The sequence below is a fragment of the Altererythrobacter sp. CAU 1778 genome, assembly GCF_054482795.1.
Genome location: NZ_JBTLRP010000001.1, coordinates 1,572,855 through 1,590,236 on the forward strand (window position 1 = coordinate 1,572,855; position 17,382 = coordinate 1,590,236).

Annotated in this window: 21 protein-coding genes; 11 read left to right on the plus strand and 10 right to left on the minus strand. The window is 63.5% G+C overall.

Features of this window, described 5'->3' with window-relative positions:
* Positions 1–5 precede the first annotated feature (5 nt).
* Both ACXYN8_RS07445 and ACXYN8_RS07450 read left to right on the plus strand, forming a co-directional pair.
* Positions 6–509, plus strand: a complete 504-nt coding sequence (locus ACXYN8_RS07445) for a vgr related protein (protein WP_458888711.1) — start codon at positions 6–8, stop codon at positions 507–509.
* Positions 506–988, plus strand: a complete 483-nt coding sequence (locus ACXYN8_RS07450) for a GNAT family N-acetyltransferase (protein ID WP_458888713.1) — start codon at positions 506–508, stop codon at positions 986–988. Before ACXYN8_RS07445 ends, ACXYN8_RS07450 begins: the two co-directional genes overlap by 4 nt.
* Positions 989–1,009: 21 nt before the next feature.
* On the opposite strand, the gene ACXYN8_RS07455 is transcribed toward ACXYN8_RS07450, so the two are convergent.
* The 4 genes from ACXYN8_RS07455 to ACXYN8_RS07470 form a co-directional block, all read right to left on the minus strand.
* Complete coding sequence (locus ACXYN8_RS07455; RefSeq protein WP_458888714.1) at positions 1,010–1,300, minus strand: hypothetical protein; 291 nt, start codon at positions 1,298–1,300, stop codon at positions 1,010–1,012.
* Positions 1,301–1,391: 91 nt separating this feature from the next.
* Complete coding sequence (grpE, locus tag ACXYN8_RS07460; RefSeq protein ID WP_458888923.1) at positions 1,392–1,982, minus strand: nucleotide exchange factor GrpE; 591 nt, start codon at positions 1,980–1,982, stop codon at positions 1,392–1,394.
* A gap of 19 nt (positions 1,983–2,001) precedes the next feature.
* On the minus strand, positions 2,002–3,045 hold the full coding sequence (hrcA, locus tag ACXYN8_RS07465) for a heat-inducible transcriptional repressor HrcA (protein WP_458888715.1): 1,044 nt from the start codon (positions 3,043–3,045) through the stop codon (positions 2,002–2,004).
* A gap of 33 nt (positions 3,046–3,078) precedes the next feature.
* Positions 3,079–3,609: a DUF6438 domain-containing protein gene (locus ACXYN8_RS07470; protein ID WP_458888716.1), complete on the minus strand. Its 531-nt coding sequence runs from the start codon at positions 3,607–3,609 to the stop codon at positions 3,079–3,081.
* A gap of 77 nt (positions 3,610–3,686) precedes the next feature.
* Between ACXYN8_RS07470 and rph the strand changes: the two genes are divergently transcribed.
* Together rph and rdgB are read left to right on the plus strand one after the other, a co-directional pair.
* Complete coding sequence (gene rph / locus ACXYN8_RS07475) at positions 3,687–4,400, plus strand: ribonuclease PH (RefSeq protein ID WP_458888717.1); 714 nt, start codon at positions 3,687–3,689, stop codon at positions 4,398–4,400.
* Positions 4,397–5,020: an RdgB/HAM1 family non-canonical purine NTP pyrophosphatase gene (gene rdgB / locus ACXYN8_RS07480; protein ID WP_458888719.1), complete on the plus strand. Its 624-nt coding sequence runs from the start codon at positions 4,397–4,399 to the stop codon at positions 5,018–5,020. The genes rph and rdgB overlap by 4 nt, the downstream gene beginning before the upstream one ends.
* On the opposite strand, the gene ACXYN8_RS07485 is transcribed toward rdgB, so the two are convergent.
* Positions 5,017–5,553, minus strand: a complete 537-nt coding sequence (locus ACXYN8_RS07485; RefSeq protein WP_458888721.1) for a CAP domain-containing protein — start codon at positions 5,551–5,553, stop codon at positions 5,017–5,019. The genes rdgB and ACXYN8_RS07485 overlap by 4 nt on opposite strands.
* A gap of 48 nt (positions 5,554–5,601) precedes the next feature.
* On the opposite strand from ACXYN8_RS07485, the gene hemW reads away from it, so the two are divergent.
* Complete coding sequence (gene hemW / locus ACXYN8_RS07490; protein ID WP_458888723.1) at positions 5,602–6,753, plus strand: radical SAM family heme chaperone HemW; 1,152 nt, start codon at positions 5,602–5,604, stop codon at positions 6,751–6,753.
* Positions 6,750–7,652, plus strand: a complete 903-nt coding sequence (locus ACXYN8_RS07495) for a tyrosine recombinase XerC (RefSeq protein ID WP_458888725.1) — start codon at positions 6,750–6,752, stop codon at positions 7,650–7,652. The genes hemW and ACXYN8_RS07495 overlap by 4 nt, the downstream gene beginning before the upstream one ends.
* Positions 7,653–7,655: 3 nt before the next feature.
* Here the strand turns inward: ACXYN8_RS07495 and ACXYN8_RS07500 are convergent, their stop codons facing one another.
* The 4 genes from ACXYN8_RS07500 to rsmI are packed head-to-tail and all read right to left on the minus strand — an operon-like array spanning position 7,656 to position 10,426.
* Positions 7,656–8,255, minus strand: coding sequence for a DedA family protein (locus ACXYN8_RS07500; protein ID WP_458888727.1), 600 nt, complete (start codon positions 8,253–8,255; stop codon positions 7,656–7,658).
* 23 nt (positions 8,256–8,278) lie between these two features.
* Complete coding sequence (gene gshB / locus ACXYN8_RS07505; RefSeq protein WP_458888729.1) at positions 8,279–9,235, minus strand: glutathione synthase; 957 nt, start codon at positions 9,233–9,235, stop codon at positions 8,279–8,281.
* Positions 9,236–9,245: 10 nt separating this feature from the next.
* Positions 9,246–9,596 (minus strand): YraN family protein, encoded by a 351-nt coding sequence (locus ACXYN8_RS07510; RefSeq protein ID WP_458888731.1) that lies wholly within the window; start codon positions 9,594–9,596, stop codon positions 9,246–9,248.
* Positions 9,593–10,426, minus strand: a complete 834-nt coding sequence (rsmI, locus tag ACXYN8_RS07515) for a 16S rRNA (cytidine(1402)-2'-O)-methyltransferase (protein WP_458888733.1) — start codon at positions 10,424–10,426, stop codon at positions 9,593–9,595. The genes ACXYN8_RS07510 and rsmI overlap by 4 nt, the downstream gene beginning before the upstream one ends.
* A 40-nt stretch (positions 10,427–10,466) precedes the next feature.
* On the opposite strand from rsmI, the gene ACXYN8_RS07520 reads away from it, so the two are divergent.
* From ACXYN8_RS07520 to ACXYN8_RS07535, 4 genes are all read left to right on the plus strand, one after another.
* Entirely contained in the window at positions 10,467–11,612 is a 1,146-nt protein-coding gene (locus ACXYN8_RS07520; RefSeq protein WP_458888734.1) for a penicillin-binding protein activator, read from the plus strand.
* Positions 11,613–11,669: 57 nt separating this feature from the next.
* Positions 11,670–13,667, plus strand: coding sequence for a DNA topoisomerase IV subunit B (gene parE, locus ACXYN8_RS07525; protein ID WP_458888735.1), 1,998 nt, complete (start codon positions 11,670–11,672; stop codon positions 13,665–13,667).
* A gap of 78 nt (positions 13,668–13,745) precedes the next feature.
* Positions 13,746–14,075 (plus strand): PilZ domain-containing protein, encoded by a 330-nt coding sequence (locus ACXYN8_RS07530; RefSeq protein WP_458888736.1) that lies wholly within the window; start codon positions 13,746–13,748, stop codon positions 14,073–14,075.
* A gap of 123 nt (positions 14,076–14,198) precedes the next feature.
* Positions 14,199–15,050, plus strand: a complete 852-nt coding sequence (locus tag ACXYN8_RS07535) for an AAA family ATPase (RefSeq protein WP_458888737.1) — start codon at positions 14,199–14,201, stop codon at positions 15,048–15,050.
* A 6-nt stretch (positions 15,051–15,056) separates the two neighbouring features.
* Here ACXYN8_RS07535 and ACXYN8_RS07540 read toward each other — a convergent pair whose 3' ends face one another.
* Complete coding sequence (locus ACXYN8_RS07540; protein ID WP_458888738.1) at positions 15,057–15,947, minus strand: L,D-transpeptidase family protein; 891 nt, start codon at positions 15,945–15,947, stop codon at positions 15,057–15,059.
* Positions 15,948–16,138: 191 nt separating this feature from the next.
* Here ACXYN8_RS07540 and ACXYN8_RS07545 point away from each other — a divergent pair, with 191 nt between their 5' ends.
* Positions 16,139–17,323, plus strand: a complete 1,185-nt coding sequence (locus ACXYN8_RS07545) for a vWA domain-containing protein (RefSeq protein ID WP_458888740.1) — start codon at positions 16,139–16,141, stop codon at positions 17,321–17,323.
* Positions 17,324–17,382: the final 59 nt, after the last annotated feature.

Consider the following 17,382-nt stretch of genomic DNA (forward strand, 5'->3'; position numbering starts at 1 on the left):
GATCCATGGCCGACGCCGTGCCATCCTGCCCGATCGGCGGTGAGCGGGCACTGACGCCGGGCGAGGTCGCGCTGGCGCGCAGCGTGTTCGGCGATGCGATAGACTATGCGCCTGTCCGTATCCGCCGCAGGAAGTGGGCATTCTTCCAGCCGCGCAACATCACGATGGCACCGCGCGGGCATCTCCACTTCCACCCGCTGGGGGATGCCTATTGCGATGATTTCTCGGATCAGCCGATTCATCGTCAGGCGCTTTTCATCCACGAGATGACGCACGTCTGGCAGACGCAGCGGCGGGGCGAGTGGTATCTCGTCACCCGGCGTATGCCGTGGGCAAGGTACGACTATGCCCTACGCCCCGGCTGGCCGCTGGACCGCTACGGGATCGAACAGCAGGCCGAAATCGTGAAGCACGCCTTCCTCCTGCGCAACGGAATGAAGCTGGCAGGCATGGCCGACGTCGCGGCATACGACGTGCTGGTCAATTTTCCGGGAGCGGCAGGTCGATGATCACGGTTCGTCAATTCCGCGATGGCGACGAGGATGCGTTCGCCGCGCTCAACCTTCGCTGGATCGAGCAGTTCTTCGTCGTGGAAGACAGCGATCGGGCGCAACTCGAAAACCCGCAGGACAATATCCTCGCCTCCGGCGGCACCATCGCAATTGCGGAGAGCGATGGCGTGGTCGTTGGGACCGCCGGGCTCGTGCCGCCTCACTGGACGCCCGCCGACGGGCGCAGATGGCTTGAACTGGTCAAGATGGCGACCGACCCCGCCGCGCAGGGCCAGGGGGTCGCATCAAAGGTTATCGATTTCCTGATTTCCGAAGCGGAGCAGGCGGGCATCGACGCTATCTGGCTCGAGACCAACAGCAGCCTTGCAGCAGCGGTGCGCCTTTACGAGCGCCACGGGTTCCGCAGGCTCGATCAGGATGCGCTCTGGCCCACTCCCTACGCGCGCTGCAATCTGCAGATGGTCAGGGAGCTCTAGGGCTCCCTTCCCATCTCGGCGTTATCGCGGGTCGGCAGGATAACCGCGCGTGCCGAAGCAGTCGTCGTCGAGATAGCCGTTGCGGTTATACCCATCGCAGCCATCGTTCTTGTCGACGAAATAGCCCGCCAGTCCGCCCGCAGCGGCGCCTGCCAGCGCGTAAGTCGCGATGTCGCCGCCCAGCACGGCAGCACCTGCCGCGCCCAGAGCCGCGCCACCAAGCGCGCCTTCGGCAGCGTAATTGTTGGCGCACGCGCCAAGCGACAGGGTCGACAGCGCAAGCGCGGGTGCGAGGAAAAGCTTGTTGTTCATGGTCTTGTCTCCGTCATGTCCCTGTTACTGGGCCAATGGACGGAGACAGTGGCTTGTTCCGCCAAACGCGACGAAGCGTTGGCGACCGCGATCAGTCCGGCTTCTTCGCCACGCCGACCATGGCAGGGCGCAGCAGGCGATCCTTGATCATGTAACCGGCCTGCATTTCCTGGATGACGGTGCCCGGTTCCTTGTCGGCGCTGGGGATTTCCATCATCGCCTGATGCTGATTGGGATCGAGCGGCATTCCCATCGCAGCGATACGGGTGATGCCGTTCTGCGTGAACACCTTGTCCAGTTCGCGCTGGGTCGCCTCGACGCCGGTGACCAGCCCCTTGAACTTGCTGTCTTCGCGCAGTTCGTCAGGCACCGCCTGAATCGCGCGGGCAAGGTTGTCGGCTACGGTCAGGACATCGCGGGCGAAGCCGGTCGCAGCATAAGCGCGTGCGTCGGCGACGTCTTTCTCCATGCGGCGGCGCAGGTTCTGCGTTTCCGCGCGGGCGTAGAGAACGTCCTGCTTGGCGGTTTCGAGATCGTTGCGAAGCGCGGCAATGGCGTCGTCGACGCTCTCGCCATCTGCTGCTTCGTCGTCGTCCGGATCGGAGAGAAACTGTTCAGGCACGCCTTCCAGCTCCTTCTCGACTTCGGGGTCGCGATTTTGATTCGTGGTATCGTCGTTGATCACGGGTGTTCTTGTCCGGTTATCCGATGAGTTTGCCCAGAGATCGGGCCGTGAAATCCACCATGGGGACGACGCGCGCGTAATTCAACCGCGTGGGGCCGATCACCCCCAGTACACCGATCACCCTGCCCTCGCGATCGCGATAGGGAGATGCGACCACCGAAGAGCCGGAAAGCGCGAACAGCCGGTTCTCGCTGCCGATGAAAATGCGGGTCGATTCCGCCTCGCGTGCGTTGTCGAGCAGTTCGGCGACCGATTGCTTGTTCTCCAGCTCATCCATCAGCGAGCGAACCCGCTCGATATCGCTGAGCGCGCTTTCGTCCAGCAGATTGGCCTGCCCGCGAACGATCAGCACCGGACGGCGGGCAGCATCTTCGCTCCATATGGCGATACCGGCTTCAACCAGGTCGCGGCTCGCACTGTCTAACGCTGCACGACCGCTTTCGATCTCGCTGCGCATGAGCCGCGCCGCTTCCGCCAGCGTGCGACCCGAAAGCCGCGCCGAAATGTAATTCCCCGCTTCCTGCAAGGCCGCCGGCCCAGCCCCGGCCGGTAGCGGGATGACCCGGTTCTCGACGTGCCCATCCTGCCCGACGAGAACCGCCAGCGCCCGCTCGGCATCGAGCGGCACCAGGCTGACCTGCACCAGACGCTGTTCGCGCTGCGGCACCAGCACCATGCCCGCGGCACCCGAAATGTCGGAAAGCAGTGCACTGGTCGTCTCCAGCGCCCGTTCGATCGGTCCGGGTTGCGAGAGTTGCTGTTCGATCGCCGCCCGCTCTTCCGCGCTTGGCTCCGCCACCTGCATGATACCGTCCACGAACATCCGCAGGCCGCTATTGGTCGGCATCCGCCCCGCGCTGGTGTGCGGCGCCGCGAGCAGGCCTAGTTGTTCCAGTTCGGCCAGCACCGACCGGATCGACGCCGGCGAAAGGTCGAGCCCGCCATGCGCGGCCAGCGCCTTGCTGCCCACCGGTTGCCCGCTGTCGAGATAGCCTTCGACCACCATGGCAAAGATCTGCCGGGCACGGTCGGTCAGTTCGGTGATGGCGGGAGCGCTCATTGCCCCGTTAGATGGCGCCAGAACCGGCTGCGATCAATCATTGCGGTAGTTGAAGCGATTTTCATCCGATCCCACCAGCTCCGCCAGGGGGAGTTCTTCCCAGGCGCGATAGAGAGCGTTGGAAACCTCGGTGAGACCCGGCTGGCGACATCCCATGTACCAGTCCAGCGTCGTGGCTCCGCCGTCGGCGTCGTTCCATGTCACTTTCACCGAAGGGCTGTCCGTCGCCACCGGCCCTTCGCAATTTTCGTAGTCATATCGCACCGATCGCTCTGGCCGGAATTTTTCGAGCCGGTCGAAGAACGCCTGCGTCTGGACGGCGGTTGCGGTAAAGTCTCGCTCTCCGGTCACGGCGACAAAGCGTTCGCCTGTGTAGGTGCCATTCCCGTCTTTCGAGACGTCAACGGCAAATTGCGGGCAGGCGCCGAAGCATGGCGAGACGGAAAAGGTAATGCTTTCGCCAGAAGCGCTCGACTGCGGCTCCGGGGCGGTCGCCATGCAGCCGGAAAGCGACACGCTGGCCAGTGCCAGAGCAGCGAATCGGATAGGCGGAACATTTATCACGAGAATTCTCCTTCGGGCCTTCTGGCCTGCAATGGCGATACGCGATAGTGCGACCCGCGAACTGAACGGAGACTGTCATGCGACCTTCCGGCCGCGCGCCCGACGAGATGCGCGCCATCACCATCGAAACCGGCTACACCAAGCACGCGGAAGGCAGTTGCCTGATCGGGTTTGGCGACACCAAGGTGCTGTGCACTGCGAGTGTCGAAGAACGGATCCCGCCGTGGCTGCGCGGCAAGGGCGAAGGCTGGGTTACGGGCGAATACTCGATGCTCCCGCGTGCCACGCACACGCGCGGAAGCCGTGAAGCGGCACGTGGCAAGCAAAGCGGGCGAACGCAGGAAATCCAGCGGCTTATCGGCCGCAGTCTGCGCGCCGTGGTTGACCTGAAGAAACTGGGAGAGCGGCAGATCACTCTTGATTGCGACGTAATCCAGGCCGACGGCGGCACGCGCACTGCGTCCATCAGCGGCGCGTGGATCGCGCTGCGCATCGCGATCGACAAGCTGATGGCGGAAGGCGCGATCAAGGAAGACCCGATCACCGGCCGCGTGGCCGCGGTATCCTGCGGGATCTGCGCGGGCACGCCGGTGCTCGACCTCGATTACATCGAGGATTCCAGCGCTGATGCCGACGCCAATTTCGTGCTGATCGAAGGCGGTCAGATCGCCGAGGTTCAGGCCACGGCAGAGGGCGCGACCTATGACGAGGAAGGGCTGCTTCGCCTCCTGCGCCTTGCGCGGATGGGTTGTGACAGCATCTTCGCCGAGCAGGACAAGGCGACCAAGTGACCCGCCGCATCGGCCCCGGAAAGCTCGTCATCGCAACGCATAACGCAGGCAAGCTGAAGGAAATATCAGCCCTGCTCGCGCCTTATGGCGTGGACTGCATCTCTGCCGGATCGCTTGGGCTTCCGGAACCGCCGGAAACCGGCACGACCTTCGTTGCCAACGCGCTCATCAAGGCGCGTGCGGCAGCGGAGGCGAGCGGGATGCAGGCGCTGGCCGACGACAGCGGCCTTTCGGTCGCGGCGCTCGATGGGCGTCCGGGGGTCTACACCGCCGACTGGGCCGAACGGCAGTGGTTCGAAGGCGATCCGGGCCGCGACTGGCACATGGCCATGGGCAAGGTTGAAGGGATGTTGCAGGCCAGGGGCGACGTCCCGCGCGACGCGTGTTTCAGCTGCGTTCTCGCGATTGCCTGGCCCGATGGCGAGAGCGCCGTTTACGAAGGGCGCATCGACGGCATGCTCACCTGGCCACCCCGGGGAGAAATGGGCTTCGGTTACGATCCGGTGTTCGTGCCGCAGGGCCGCGAGCAGACATTCGCGGAACTGGAGCCAGGGGAAAAGCACCGCATCAGCCACCGCGCCGATGCCTTCGCAAAGCTCGTCGCGGAGCAGTTCGCCTAGTAGGCTTTCTTGCCGTAGGTGTTCCCGGCTGGCCAGTAGCGGCAGACGAGAAAGTCGTTCTGCCGCCCCTGCGCGACTGCACAGCCGACTTCCTGCGTCTCACGCCAGACGATCTGCGTGTAATGCCCTACGTCGGTCCAGCGCCCGGTACGCGAAACCTGCGGGAACGTACCGTGCATATAATTGCGCCGCTCCGCGATGAAGGCGCCGATCATCGCGTCGGCATCGTAATATCCGGCGCTGCCCATCCACAGGTTTTCGCCCGCCCCGCGGCGCGCGTCGCGAGTGGAGTGCTGGATCTGACCACGACGCGCGAGTTCGTTGGCCCATTGCTGCGCCTCGGCCGCAAGCCGTCCGCTCCACGCAAGTTCACCGACCCCGGCGCTTCCGCGAGCGTCATTGTGCAAATCGAGCAGTTGGGCGGCAAAACCGTTTACCGGGCGCCCGCGATCCTGCGCCGTCACGCCCGCCGAAACCCACAAACACGCGATTGCCGCACCGCCCGCAGCGATGCTCTTCCTGACCCGTCCCATGGCCTCGCTTCTTGACTTCGGGGCCTTAACCGAATCTGAAACCTCAGCATGGCCCGCGCGCTCTATATCCACTGGCCTTTCTGCTTGAAGAAATGCCCCTATTGCGACTTCAACTCGCACGTGCGCGACGGCGTGGACCATGATGCCTGGCGCGCGGCGCTGCTGGCGGACATGCGCCACGAGGCTAAGATCGCTGGCGGGGAAAAGCTGGAGAGCATATTTTTCGGCGGCGGCACGCCCAGCCTGATGCCGCCTGCTCTGGTAAGCTCGCTACTGGAGGAGGCAGAGCGTCTCTGGGGATTCACGCCGGAGATCGAGATCACGCTGGAAGCCAATCCGTCGTCGGTCGAGGCGAGCAAGTTCGCAGGGCTGGCAGCAGCAGGGGTCAACCGCGTTTCGCTCGGGCTGCAATCGCTGGATGATGCAGCCCTGCGGTTCCTCGGGCGGCTCCACGACGCGGCGGAGGGATTGGCGGCGCTGGAAACCGCGCAGGGCGCCTTTTCGCGCGTCAGCTTCGACCTCATCTACGCCCTGCCCGGCCAGACGCCCGTGCTGTGGGAAGAACAGCTGCGCCGGGCAATCGGTTATGGCACGACGCACCTGTCGCTCTACCAGCTGACGATCGAGCCGGGCACGCGTTTCGCGACAGATGTGCGACGCGGAGATTTTGCGCCCCTCGATGACGATGCGGCCGCAGACCTTTTCCAGCTTACGCGCGAACTCACCGCTGCGCATGGGCTGCCCGCCTACGAAATCAGCAATCACGCCGCTCCCGGCGCGGAGAGCCGCCATAACCTCACTTACTGGCGTTACCGCGACTATTGCGGGATCGGCCCCGGCGCGCATGGGCGGCGCGGCGGCTTTGCGACGCAGAGGCATCGCAAACCGGAAAACTGGCTTTCCGCCGTCACGCGCAACGAACACGGATTGCAGGAAGAGCGCGCACTCGGCATCCGGGAGCAGGCTAGCGAGGCGCTGCTGATGGGGCTGCGCCTACGCGAAGGGATCGACCTGGCCGAACTGTCGCTGCGTTTCGGTCTGCCAACGAGCGCTTTGATCGATCGGCAGAGGTCCGAATTCTACCGCCAGCAAGGTCTCGTCCGATTTGAAGGAGAGCGTATCGGCGTGACGGAAGCGGGGATGCCGTTACTCGACGCGCTGCTTGGCGAACTTGTGCCCGCGGGACTGGTCGAAGCGTGAGCGATGATTGCGAAACGCTTGCCGCCTGGGAACGGCACCTTTCGCAGGACCGCCGCCGCAGCCCGCATACGGTGCGCGCTTATCAGGCTGCGGCCAGGCGCTTCGTTACGGGGATGGAAACGCCGGTCTGGCCTGCAATTGCGAATACCGACGCCCGCACCCTGCGCGGTCATCTGGCCCAGCGCCGCAGCGAAGGTCTCAGCAATGCCAGCGCCGCACGCGAACTGTCGGCGCTCAAGTCCTTCATCGCTTTCGCCCGCGAACAATGTGGAATGGCCGATGGCGGAACGCCGCGGCTTCGCGGGCCTCGGCTGAAAAAGCCGCTGCCCCGCCCCATCGCACCGGACGATGTCCAAGGCCTTGCCGAACTTGTCGATTCCAACGCCGCCGAAGACTGGATCGGCGCGCGTGACCGCACGGTGCTGCTGTTGCTCTACGGCGCGGGGCTACGGATTGCCGAAGCGTTATCTTTGACTGCGCGCGATATCCCTCTCGGCGAAACACTGCTTGTGACCGGGAAAGGCGGAAAGCAGCGCGTCGTTCCCATCCTGCCGATCGTGCGCGACGCGGTGGCGGATTACGCCGCGCAATGCCCCTGGCCGCTAGGGCAGTCGGAGCCTCTGTTCAGAGGTGCTAAGGGCGGTCCGCTCAATCAGGGCATGGTGCAGAAGGCTGTGGCGCGGGCGCGGAATGCGCTCGGCCTGCCTGACACGGCGACGCCCCATGCCTTGCGACACAGTTTTGCGACGCATTTACTCGGTGCGGGCGCGGATTTGCGAAGCCTGCAGGAATTGCTGGGCCACGCTTCGCTCGGTTCGACCCAGATCTACACGAAGGTGGATGCAGCAACCATGCTCGACACCTATCGCAACGCGCATCCGCGAGAGCGTGGCGACTGACGTCTAGTCGCTGGGACTCCAGCGCCACACCCGCCATCCATACCACATCAATCCGCCGCCAACGAAGGCGATGATCGCCCATTCGGCGACCGCTTCGTAAGTCTCGATATAACCGGACAGTGCCTGCCCCCCGAGAATGAGCAACCCGTTCCAGACCAGCGAACCGAGGAAAGTGAACAGCACGAACCGCCAGAGCTTCATTTTCGCCAGCCCGGCCGGCAGCGAGATGATTGTCCGCAGAAAAGGGGAGAAGCGCAGAAGAAAGACGATCCAGTCGCCGTGCTTGCGAAATTTCTCGCGCGCGCTTTCGAATTCGGACCATTCGAAAGTGAGCCACCGCCCATGCTTCGCGATGAAGCTGCGCAGATGCGCCTCGCTCCATCGGTGGCCCAGCCAGTACCAGAAGTAGTTTCCCGCCACCGTGCCGAGCGTGCCGATTAGCAGCAAGGGCCAGAATTCCAGCTCTCCGCGCGCAACCAGGACCCCGCCGAAGCCCATGATGATCTCCGACGGGACTGGCGGAAAGATGTTCTCCAGCGCCATCAGCAGGAAAACGCCAAAGTAACCCGCCTGCGATAGCGTATCGAGAATGAATTGGTTCACGGACTAGCCAACGCGCGGCGGCGCTATCGGTTCTCCAGCCGCGCTTCGATCGCGTCCCAGATCATGCCCGGCGTGTCGGTGCCGTTGAACTTGTCGATCGCGACAATGCCCGTGGGCGAGGTGACGTTTATCTCGGTCAGATATTTTCCGCCGATCACGTCGATGCCGACGAAAATCAGGCCGAGGCGCTTCAACTCCGGCCCCATGGCCGCGCAGATCTCTTTCTCGGTCAGGGTGAGCGAAGTCGCCTCGGCATAGCCTCCTTGCGCTAGGTTGGAGCGGAACTCCCCCTCACCCGGTTTGCGGTTGATCGCGCCGGCGACTTCGCCATCGATCAGCACGATACGCTTGTCGCCTTGGGAAACCTCGGGAAGGAAGGGCTGAAGCATGTGGGGTTCCGGCCAGGTCTGGTTGAAGACTTCCATAAGCGCGGAAAGATTGTCGCCACTTTCGGGAATGCGGAAGATCGCCTTCCCGCCATTGCCGTGAATGGGCTTCAGCACGACCGCACCGTGGCGCTGCATGAAGGCCTTGGCCTCCGTGACGCTGCGGGTGACGAGGGTCGGCGGCATGAACCGGCGATAATCGAGCACCAGCACTTTTTCCGGCGCATTGCGGACGCTGACCGGGTTGTTGACGACCAGAGTCTCGCTCTCGATCCGCTCGAGCAGGTGCGTCGCGGTGATGTAGCCCATGTCAAAAGGGGGATCCTGCCGCATCAGCACGACGTCGACTTCACGGCCAAGGTCAATGCGGCGCGCCTCGCCCTTCTCGAAATGATCGCCATCGACCCGGCGAACCGTCACCGGACTGGCAAGCGCGGTCAGGCGATCATCCTCGTCGAGCGAGAGGCTTTCGACGTGGTATTCGTACAATTCGGCACCGCGCGCCTGCGCGGACTCCATCAGCGCGAAGGAGGAATCTCCGGCGATCTTGATTGTCTCGATAGGGTCCATCTGGACCGCGACACGCAGGGTCATTCCAATTCCTTCAGGGCTGCCAGGCGTTGACGATGTGGCGAGGCTCCGCGCCCGGTGCAAGCAGAAGCACGTCGATACGGATGTCTTGGCCGCCCGTCGCATATTCATGGGCCACCGCTTCCACTGCCGCGGCAACGCGGGAAAGGCGGTATTCGTCTATGGCGAGGTCGAGCTCGGCGGAGGTCCTGCGGTATTTGACCTCGACGAAAGCAATGCAGCTATCGCGCCGCGCGATCAGGTCGATCTCCCCGACGCGGGTCTTGCGGCGCCGCGCCAGGATTTCCCATCCCTTCGCGGTCAGCCAGTCTGCCGCATGGTCCTCTGCATGGCGGCCGGCGCTTTCGGCGAGTTGACGCTTCACTGCGCTTTCAGTTCCATCGCGCGGGCATACAGAGCCTTGCGATCGGCGCCGGTGGACCTGGCGACTGCCGCAGCGGCCTGTGAACTCTTCATCGTTTCCAGTGCGTCGCGAAGCAGGGCGTCGATGTCGTATTCCCCGGCTTCGTCGCCCGGCGGACCGATCAGCAGGACGATTTCGCCCTTCGGGGGATGGGCTCCGTACCAGTCGGCCAGTTCCTGAGCGGTTCCGCTGCGGCACTCCTCGTGCAACTTGGTCAGTTCACGCGCTACGGCGACCTGCCGATCACCGTAGCTATCCGCGATGGCGCCAAGGCTTTTGACCAGCCGCGGTCCGGTTTCGTAAAACACCAGGGTTGCGCGCACGGACGCAAGCTCGTCCAGAGTATCGCGCCGTGCCTTGTCCTTGTTCGGCAGGAAGCCGGCGAAAAGGAAGCGGTCGTTGGGCAGGCCTGACAACGTCAGCCCCGCCACCACTGCGCAGGCGCCGGGAATCGTGGTCACGTCCACACCCGCAGCGCGGGCCTCTCGCACCAGGGCATAGCCCGGATCGCTCACCAGCGGCGTGCCGGCGTCGCTGACCAGCGCCACGGCGCGCGTAGCCATGGAAGCGACCAGCCGGGCGCGGTCCCGTTCGCCGGCGTGATCGTCATAGCGCCACAGCGGCTGCGAAATGCCGAGATGCTTCAACAACTTGCCTGTCACGCGCGTATCCTCACACGCGACACCGTCACACCGCTTAAGCACGTCGATTGCCCGCAGCGTGATGTCGCCGAGATTGCCAATCGGGGTCGCCACGATGTAGAGACCGCAGGGTAAGGGTTCGCCGCTCATGGCGGGCCTTGTGGACGCATTGGGTGGGGAGCGGCAAGCCATGACGCGATACAAATTGACGCGGCGCGGGGCTGTTTCCGCCAGTTTGGGACTGTTGCTTGCGGGCTGTCAGGTCATTCCCGGCGGCAGCCGCCCGGCGCCAACCCCGACACCGGCGGACGCCCCTCAATCCCAACTTCCGCGAGACGAAGGGCGGCATTCGATAGCCCTGCTCGTGCCACTGACCGGGCGCAACGCGCAGGTCGGCAAGTCGATCGAGAATGCCACCGCGATGGCGCTGAAGGACACCAACTCCACCAATCTGAGGATCACCAGCTACGACACCAATCGCGGGCCGGAAGATGCCGCGCGGCAGGCCATGCGCGACGGCAACAAGCTGATCCTCGGTCCGCTGCTCGGCGGCAACATCCAGTCCGTGCTCGCCGCCGCGCGGCCCGCGGGCGTTCCGGTGATCAGCTTCTCCAACGATGTCAGCGTGGCGCAGGACGGCGTGTACCTGATGGGCCATGTCCCCGCGCAATCGATAACGCGCAGCGTGCGCTACGCGCGCGGGGCGGGCAAGAACCGCTTCGCCGCGCTGGTTCCGACCGGCGACTACGGCAGCCAGGCGCTGGCCGCATACCGCCGCGCGGTGGAGGCATCGGGCGGCACCTTCGTGACGGCCGAGAATTACGACCGCCGCAACACGTCTATCATCAGCGCCGCTGAACGGCTCAAGTCCACCGGCGGCTACGACACTGTGCTTCTCGCGGACAGTGTGCCGCTCACCGCACGTGCGGCGGGGACGCTCAACAATGGCCGCACGCAGTATATCGGGACCGAGCTGTGGAGCGGGGAAAGCGGCCTCGCCAACAGTGCTGCGCTCCGCGGCTCCTGGTTCTCGACCGTTTCGGACAATCGCTACCGCCAGTTTCGTGACAGCTACGCCTCGCGCTATGGCGCCCCGCCCTATCGCATTGCCACCATCGGCTATGACGCGGTACTGCTGACGCTCAATGTCGCGCGAGACTGGAAGGTCGGCAGCAACTTCCCGACCCGGCGCCTGCGCGACAGGCAGGGGTTTATCGGCCTCGACGGCACCTTCCGCTTCATGGACGATGGCGTGGCGGAGCGGGCGATGGAGGTTCGCGCGGTCCGAAACGGGACAATCTCCGTGGTCTCCCCCGCCCCCGCCACGCTGGATTGAGAATAACGGGGGTTCGCGACTTGTTCGCACTGGAACCACGCGCCTATACCCCATGGCATGACTGACGATCTTTTCGGCGGCGCGCCGGCCGGTTCCGACAATTCGGACTATGATTCTTCATCGATCGAGGTGCTGGAGGGGCTGGAGCCCGTCCGCCGCCGTCCCGGCATGTATATCGGCGGAACGGACGACCGCGCGCTCCACCATCTTGCAGCCGAAGTCCTCGACAACTCGATGGACGAAGCGGTCGCCGGTCACGCCAACCGGATCGAGGTGTTTCTGGAAGAAGGCAACCGCCTGACCATCACCGACAACGGGCGCGGGATGCCGATCGACGAACATCCCAAGTTTCCCGGCAAGTCGACGCTGGAAGTCATCCTGACCACGCTCCACTCCGGCGGCAAGTTCTCCGGCAAGGCCTATGCCACCAGTGGCGGCCTGCACGGCGTCGGGGTGTCGGTGGTCAACGCGCTTTCCAGCCTGACGCGCGTGGAAGTCGCGCGCAACAAGCAGGTCTACGCGCAGGAATTCTCCAAGGGCCTGCCGCTCGGTCCGATTGCGAAGGTTGGCGACACACCGAACCGGCGCGGTACCAGCGTGACATTCGTGCCGGATACGGAGATCTTCGGAGACCGGCAGTTCACGCCCAAGCGGCTGTTCAAGCTGGCCCGGTCCAAGGCCTATCTGTTCGCAGGGGTGGAAATCCGCTGGAAATGCGCGCCCGCTCTGGCGAGCGAGGACGTTCCGGCAGAGGCGACATTCCAGTTTCCCGGCGGCCTGGCCGACCATCTCGCCGAACAGATCGGCAACCGCGAATGCGTCACCGCGCAGCCTTTTTCGGGCAAGCAGGATTTTCCCGCCAATGACGCAGGCCAGATGCAGGGCAGCGTCGAATGGGCCGCGGCCTGGCCGCTCTATTCCGATGGATCCTACAGCTGGTACTGCAACACCGTGCCCACGCCCGACGGCGGCACGCACGAACAGGGTATGCGCGCGGCGCTGACCAAGGGTATTCGCGCCTTCGGTGACCTGGTCGGCCAGAAGAAGGCCAAGGACATCACCGCCGACGACGTGGTGACCGGCAGCGAGATCATGCTGAGCGTCTTCATCCGCGATCCGCAGTTCCAGAGCCAGACCAAGGATCGCCTCACCAGCCCCGAAGCGGCGCGTCTGGTCGAGAACGCGGTGCGCGATCACTTCGACCATTTCCTCACCGACAACATGGACCGCGGCAAGGCGCTGCTGGGCCAAGTGATGGAGCGGATGGACGAGCGGCTGCGGCGCAAGCAGGAACGCGAGATCAAGCGGAAGACCGCGACCAATGCCAAGAAGCTGCGCCTCCCCGGCAAGCTGACCGACTGTTCCGGCGAAGGCGATGCCGAGACCGAACTGTTCATCGTGGAAGGCGATTCCGCCGGTGGCAGTGCCAAGCAGGCGCGCGACCGCAAGACACAGGCGATCCTGCCGATCCGTGGCAAGATCCTCAACGTCGCCAGCGCTACCGCAGACAAGATCCGCGCCAATCAGGAAATCGCCGACCTCGCCCTCGCGCTCGGCTGCGGCCTTCGCAAGCATAACGACCCCGAACAGCTTCGCTACGACCGTATTGTCATCATGACCGATGCCGATGTCGACGGCGCGCATATCGCAACGCTGTTGATGACCTTCTTCTTTCAGGAAATGCCCGAGGTCGTCCGCCGTGGGCACCTCTTCCTCGCCCAGCCGCCGCTCTACAAGCTCACCGCCGGGAAGGAGAGCGCTTACGCGCGCGACGACGCGCACCGCGCCGAGCTCGAAGCGACGCGCTTCAAGGGGAAGAAGGTCGAGGTCAGCCGCTTCAAGGGCCTTGGCGAAATGAACCCCGGCCAGCTGCGCGAAACCACCATGAACCCCGCCAGCCGGAGCCTGATCCGCATCACCCTTCCCGCTGAATTCGAGCAGCGGGCCGTGGTGAAGGAAGTCGTCGATCAATTGATGGGCCGCAACCCGGAACATCGCTTCATGTTCATCCAGAACCGCGCGGGCGAAGTCGACAGGGACCTGATCGACGCCTGACCGCTCGCTAACCGGCCATACTGTCCGGGTTTTCGTCAATAACGATGCGGTAACCCTATGATGGTAGGGGGTGTTTCCATGGACAGCGCCCTTGACCCGCAGATGCCGCAACGCTCGAACGAAGAGCGCGAGGCGGAACGTCGTACGATCTCCGCGATCGGCCGCTACCGTTCGGGTCGCGGCATCGCGCGCGAAGTGGAACTTCAAAATCTCTCGCGCACCGGTTGCCGCTTTTTCGAGCGGTTCGGAAAGCTGGAACCCGGCAAGGAAATATCGTTGCGCGTGGGTTCGCTTGCTCCGATCATTGCGACGGTGCGCTGGCGTGAGAAGGGATATGTCGGCGTTTCCTTCGATCCCCCGCTGCACGATGCGGTGTGGAACCACGTGACAACGCAAAACCCGCGTTAGTCCCGCCGCCCCGACCATACCTCGCTTTCAATTCTGCACGACGGCAGGCTCCGCACGCTTGCCCTTTTTCCGTGCGCGACCTACTCCATCGGCAAATCTCATTTCGATCTCGAGGAAATTTGCATGACGGACCAGCGCTTCGAAGGCACCAGCAACTACGTCGCGACGGAGGACCTGAAGGTCGCCGTCAACGCCGCGGTCACGCTGCGCCGTCCGCTGCTGGTCAAGGGCGAACCGGGCACCGGCAAGACCGTGCTGGCCGCCGAAGTCGCCAAGGCGATGGGTGCGCCGCTGATCGAATGGAACGTCAAGTCGACCACGAAGGCGCAGCAAGGCCTCTATGAATACGACGCGGTCGCGCGCCTGCGTGACGGACAGCTTGGTGACGAGCGGGTCCACGACATCTCGAACTACATCAAGAAGGGCAAGCTGTGGGAAGCCTTCACCGCGCCCGAACTTCCCGTCTTGCTGATCGACGAGATCGACAAGGCCGACATCGAGTTTCCCAACGATCTGTTGCAGGAACTCGATCGGATGTCGTTCGACGTCTACGAAACGCACGAGACCATCACCGCGGCAGAACGCCCCATCGTGATCATCACTTCGAACAACGAGAAGGAACTGCCCGACGCCTTCCTGCGCCGGTGCTTCTTCCACTACATCAAGTTTCCCGATCGCGAGACGATGCAGTCGATCATCGACGTGCATTATCCGAATATCCAGAAGACGCTCGTCACGAAGGCGATGGATATCTTTTACGAACTGCGTGAGGTTCCGGGCCTCAAGAAAAAGCCTTCCACCAGCGAGCTGCTCGACTGGCTGAAGCTGCTGCTGAACGAGGATATGCCGCTCGAAACGTTGCAGGATCGCAACCCCAACAACGCCATCCCCCCGCTTCACGGCGCGTTGCTCAAGAACGAGCAGGACGTGATGATGTTCGAACGCCTGGCCTTCATGGCCCGGCGGCAGAGTTAGGATCGCTCAGCTAACCGCGAAGCAGGCTGTTCCCCTCGCCTTCAGTGCGCGGCAGGCCTGGTGCGCCCCGGCCCCACTTGCGCGCAACCGGTAGACTTGCTGCGCGTCGACCATCGCCGGGATTACCGCGTGAGTGAGTTCCGACAACTCCGGGTGGCGCGCGATTATCTTTCCCCATTGCGCTTCCGCTCCTGCCGATGTTGTCGCGGCGGCAAGCTGGATCGTCTGTCCGCTGAGCATTTTTGGCGGAGACGGCTCTCTGTCCGCAAGAGCTTCCGGATCTGCGGTTGACGTCGGCAACAGCGGCTCCGGGCGCTGCACCAGCGCTCCGCCGGGGCCGGCGCGCGGGCTTGGCATATTCATCGCGATCGCCAGAGCGCTCTCTTCGGATCTGGCGGGATAATCGCTCACGACAACGGTTGTGCGATCGAAGCCGGTGATCCCGTACAGCGTCCTGGCAAACCCCGCCGGCACGCGTATGCAACCATGGGATGCAGGGCGACCCGGCACGTAACCGGCATGGATCGCGATCCCATCCCACGTCAGCCGCTGCATATGCGGCATCGGAGCGTTCGAATAGATGTTGGAGCGGTGGAATACGCGCTTCTGCAAGATCGGGAACATGCCCACCGGCGTCGCGTGACCAGGCTTTCCGGTCGACACGGGCGAACTGTTCCAAAGTTCGCCGTCGCGGAAGACGTGCATCTGCTGAGAGGGCTTGCTGATCACGATCAGCACTCCCGAATCCAGAACTTCGCCGACCGTTCGCGGCATCGGCGCGTCCGGTTCGGACCGCGTAACGATCTCCGGTCCCACGGTTTCGGCAATCTCTACCAGCCCCACGGGTTCGCTACCTCCTGAGCCATCCAGAGCCGCACCGCTTGCCGACATGGTCATCAGCGCAGGTGCGCTTAAAGCCGTTAAAGCGCGCAACCAGTTAGCTAACCCGTTAACCATCTGACAGGTCTGCACTGTGCCATCGCGCATCTCAACCGTTGAATCGGGACCAGTCCCGAAACCGGACCTTGCGCGAGCGCTTGCCCCACCGGCGACGAGCTCCTAACCCCGAACCAAAGGAGCGGGCCCGAATGTTCTTCAACTTCGTCGACGAATTGCGAGCGGCAGGTATTTCCGCCAGCTTCAAGGAACACCTTACCCTCCTCGAAGCGCTGGACCGCGACGTCATCGAACAGACGCCTGAGGCGTTCTACTACCTCAGCCGCACGACTTTCGTGAAGGACGAGGGCCTGATCGACCGCTTCGACCAGGTGTTCAACAAGGTGTTCAAGGGCATCCTCTCCGACACTGGTCAGAACCCGGTCGAAATCCCGGAGGAATGGCTGAAGGCGGTCGCCGAGAAATTCCTCTCCGAAGAAGAGATGGAAGCGATCAAGTCGCTGGGCGACTGGGACGAGATCATGGAGACGCTGAAGAAGCGACTCGAGGAACAGAAGGAACGCCACGAAGGCGGCAACAAGTGGATCGGCACGGGTGGCACCTCGCCCTTCGGGCATTCCGGTTACAATCCCGAAGGAGTCAGAATTGGCGGCGAAAGCAAGCACAAGCGCGCGATCAAGGTTTGGGAGAAGCGCGAGTTCGCCAATCTCGACAACACGCGCGAACTTGGCACGCGAAATATCAAGATGGCGTTGCGGCGCCTGCGACGCTTCGCGCGCGAAGGCTCCGCCGACCAGCTCGATCTCGACGCGACAATAGACGGAACAGCCAAACAAGGATGGCTGGACATTCATATGCGCCCGGAACGGCGCAATGCGGTCAAACTGCTGCTGTTCCTCGACGTCGGCGGTTCGATGGACCCCTTCATCAAGCTGGTCGAAGAACTGTTCAGCGCGGCCACGGCGGAATTCAAGAACCTCGAATTCTTCTATTTCCACAACTGCCTCTATGAAGGCGTTTGGAAGGACAACCGACGTCGCTGGCAGGAGCGGACGAAGACCTGGGACATCCTCCACAAATACGGCCACGACTACAAGGTGGTGTTCGTCGGTGATGCGGCGATGAGCCCGTATGAGATCACTCATCAGGGCGGCAGCGTAGAGCACATGAACGAGGAAGCAGGCGGCATCTGGCTGAAGCGGGTAACCGACACCTACCCCGCGACCGTGTGGCTCAACCCAGTCCCGGAAAAGCAATGGGGCTATTCGCAGAGCACCAAGGTGATCAAGCAGCTGCTCGACAACCGGATGTATAGTCTGACGCTTGACGGGCTTGACGATGCCATGCGCGAACTCAGCCGCAAGGCCGGTCACTAGCTCGGAGCATAAAGCGCAGGTTCGAGCCGCCCGCGCGAGCTTCGGCGCCGAAGGGGAAT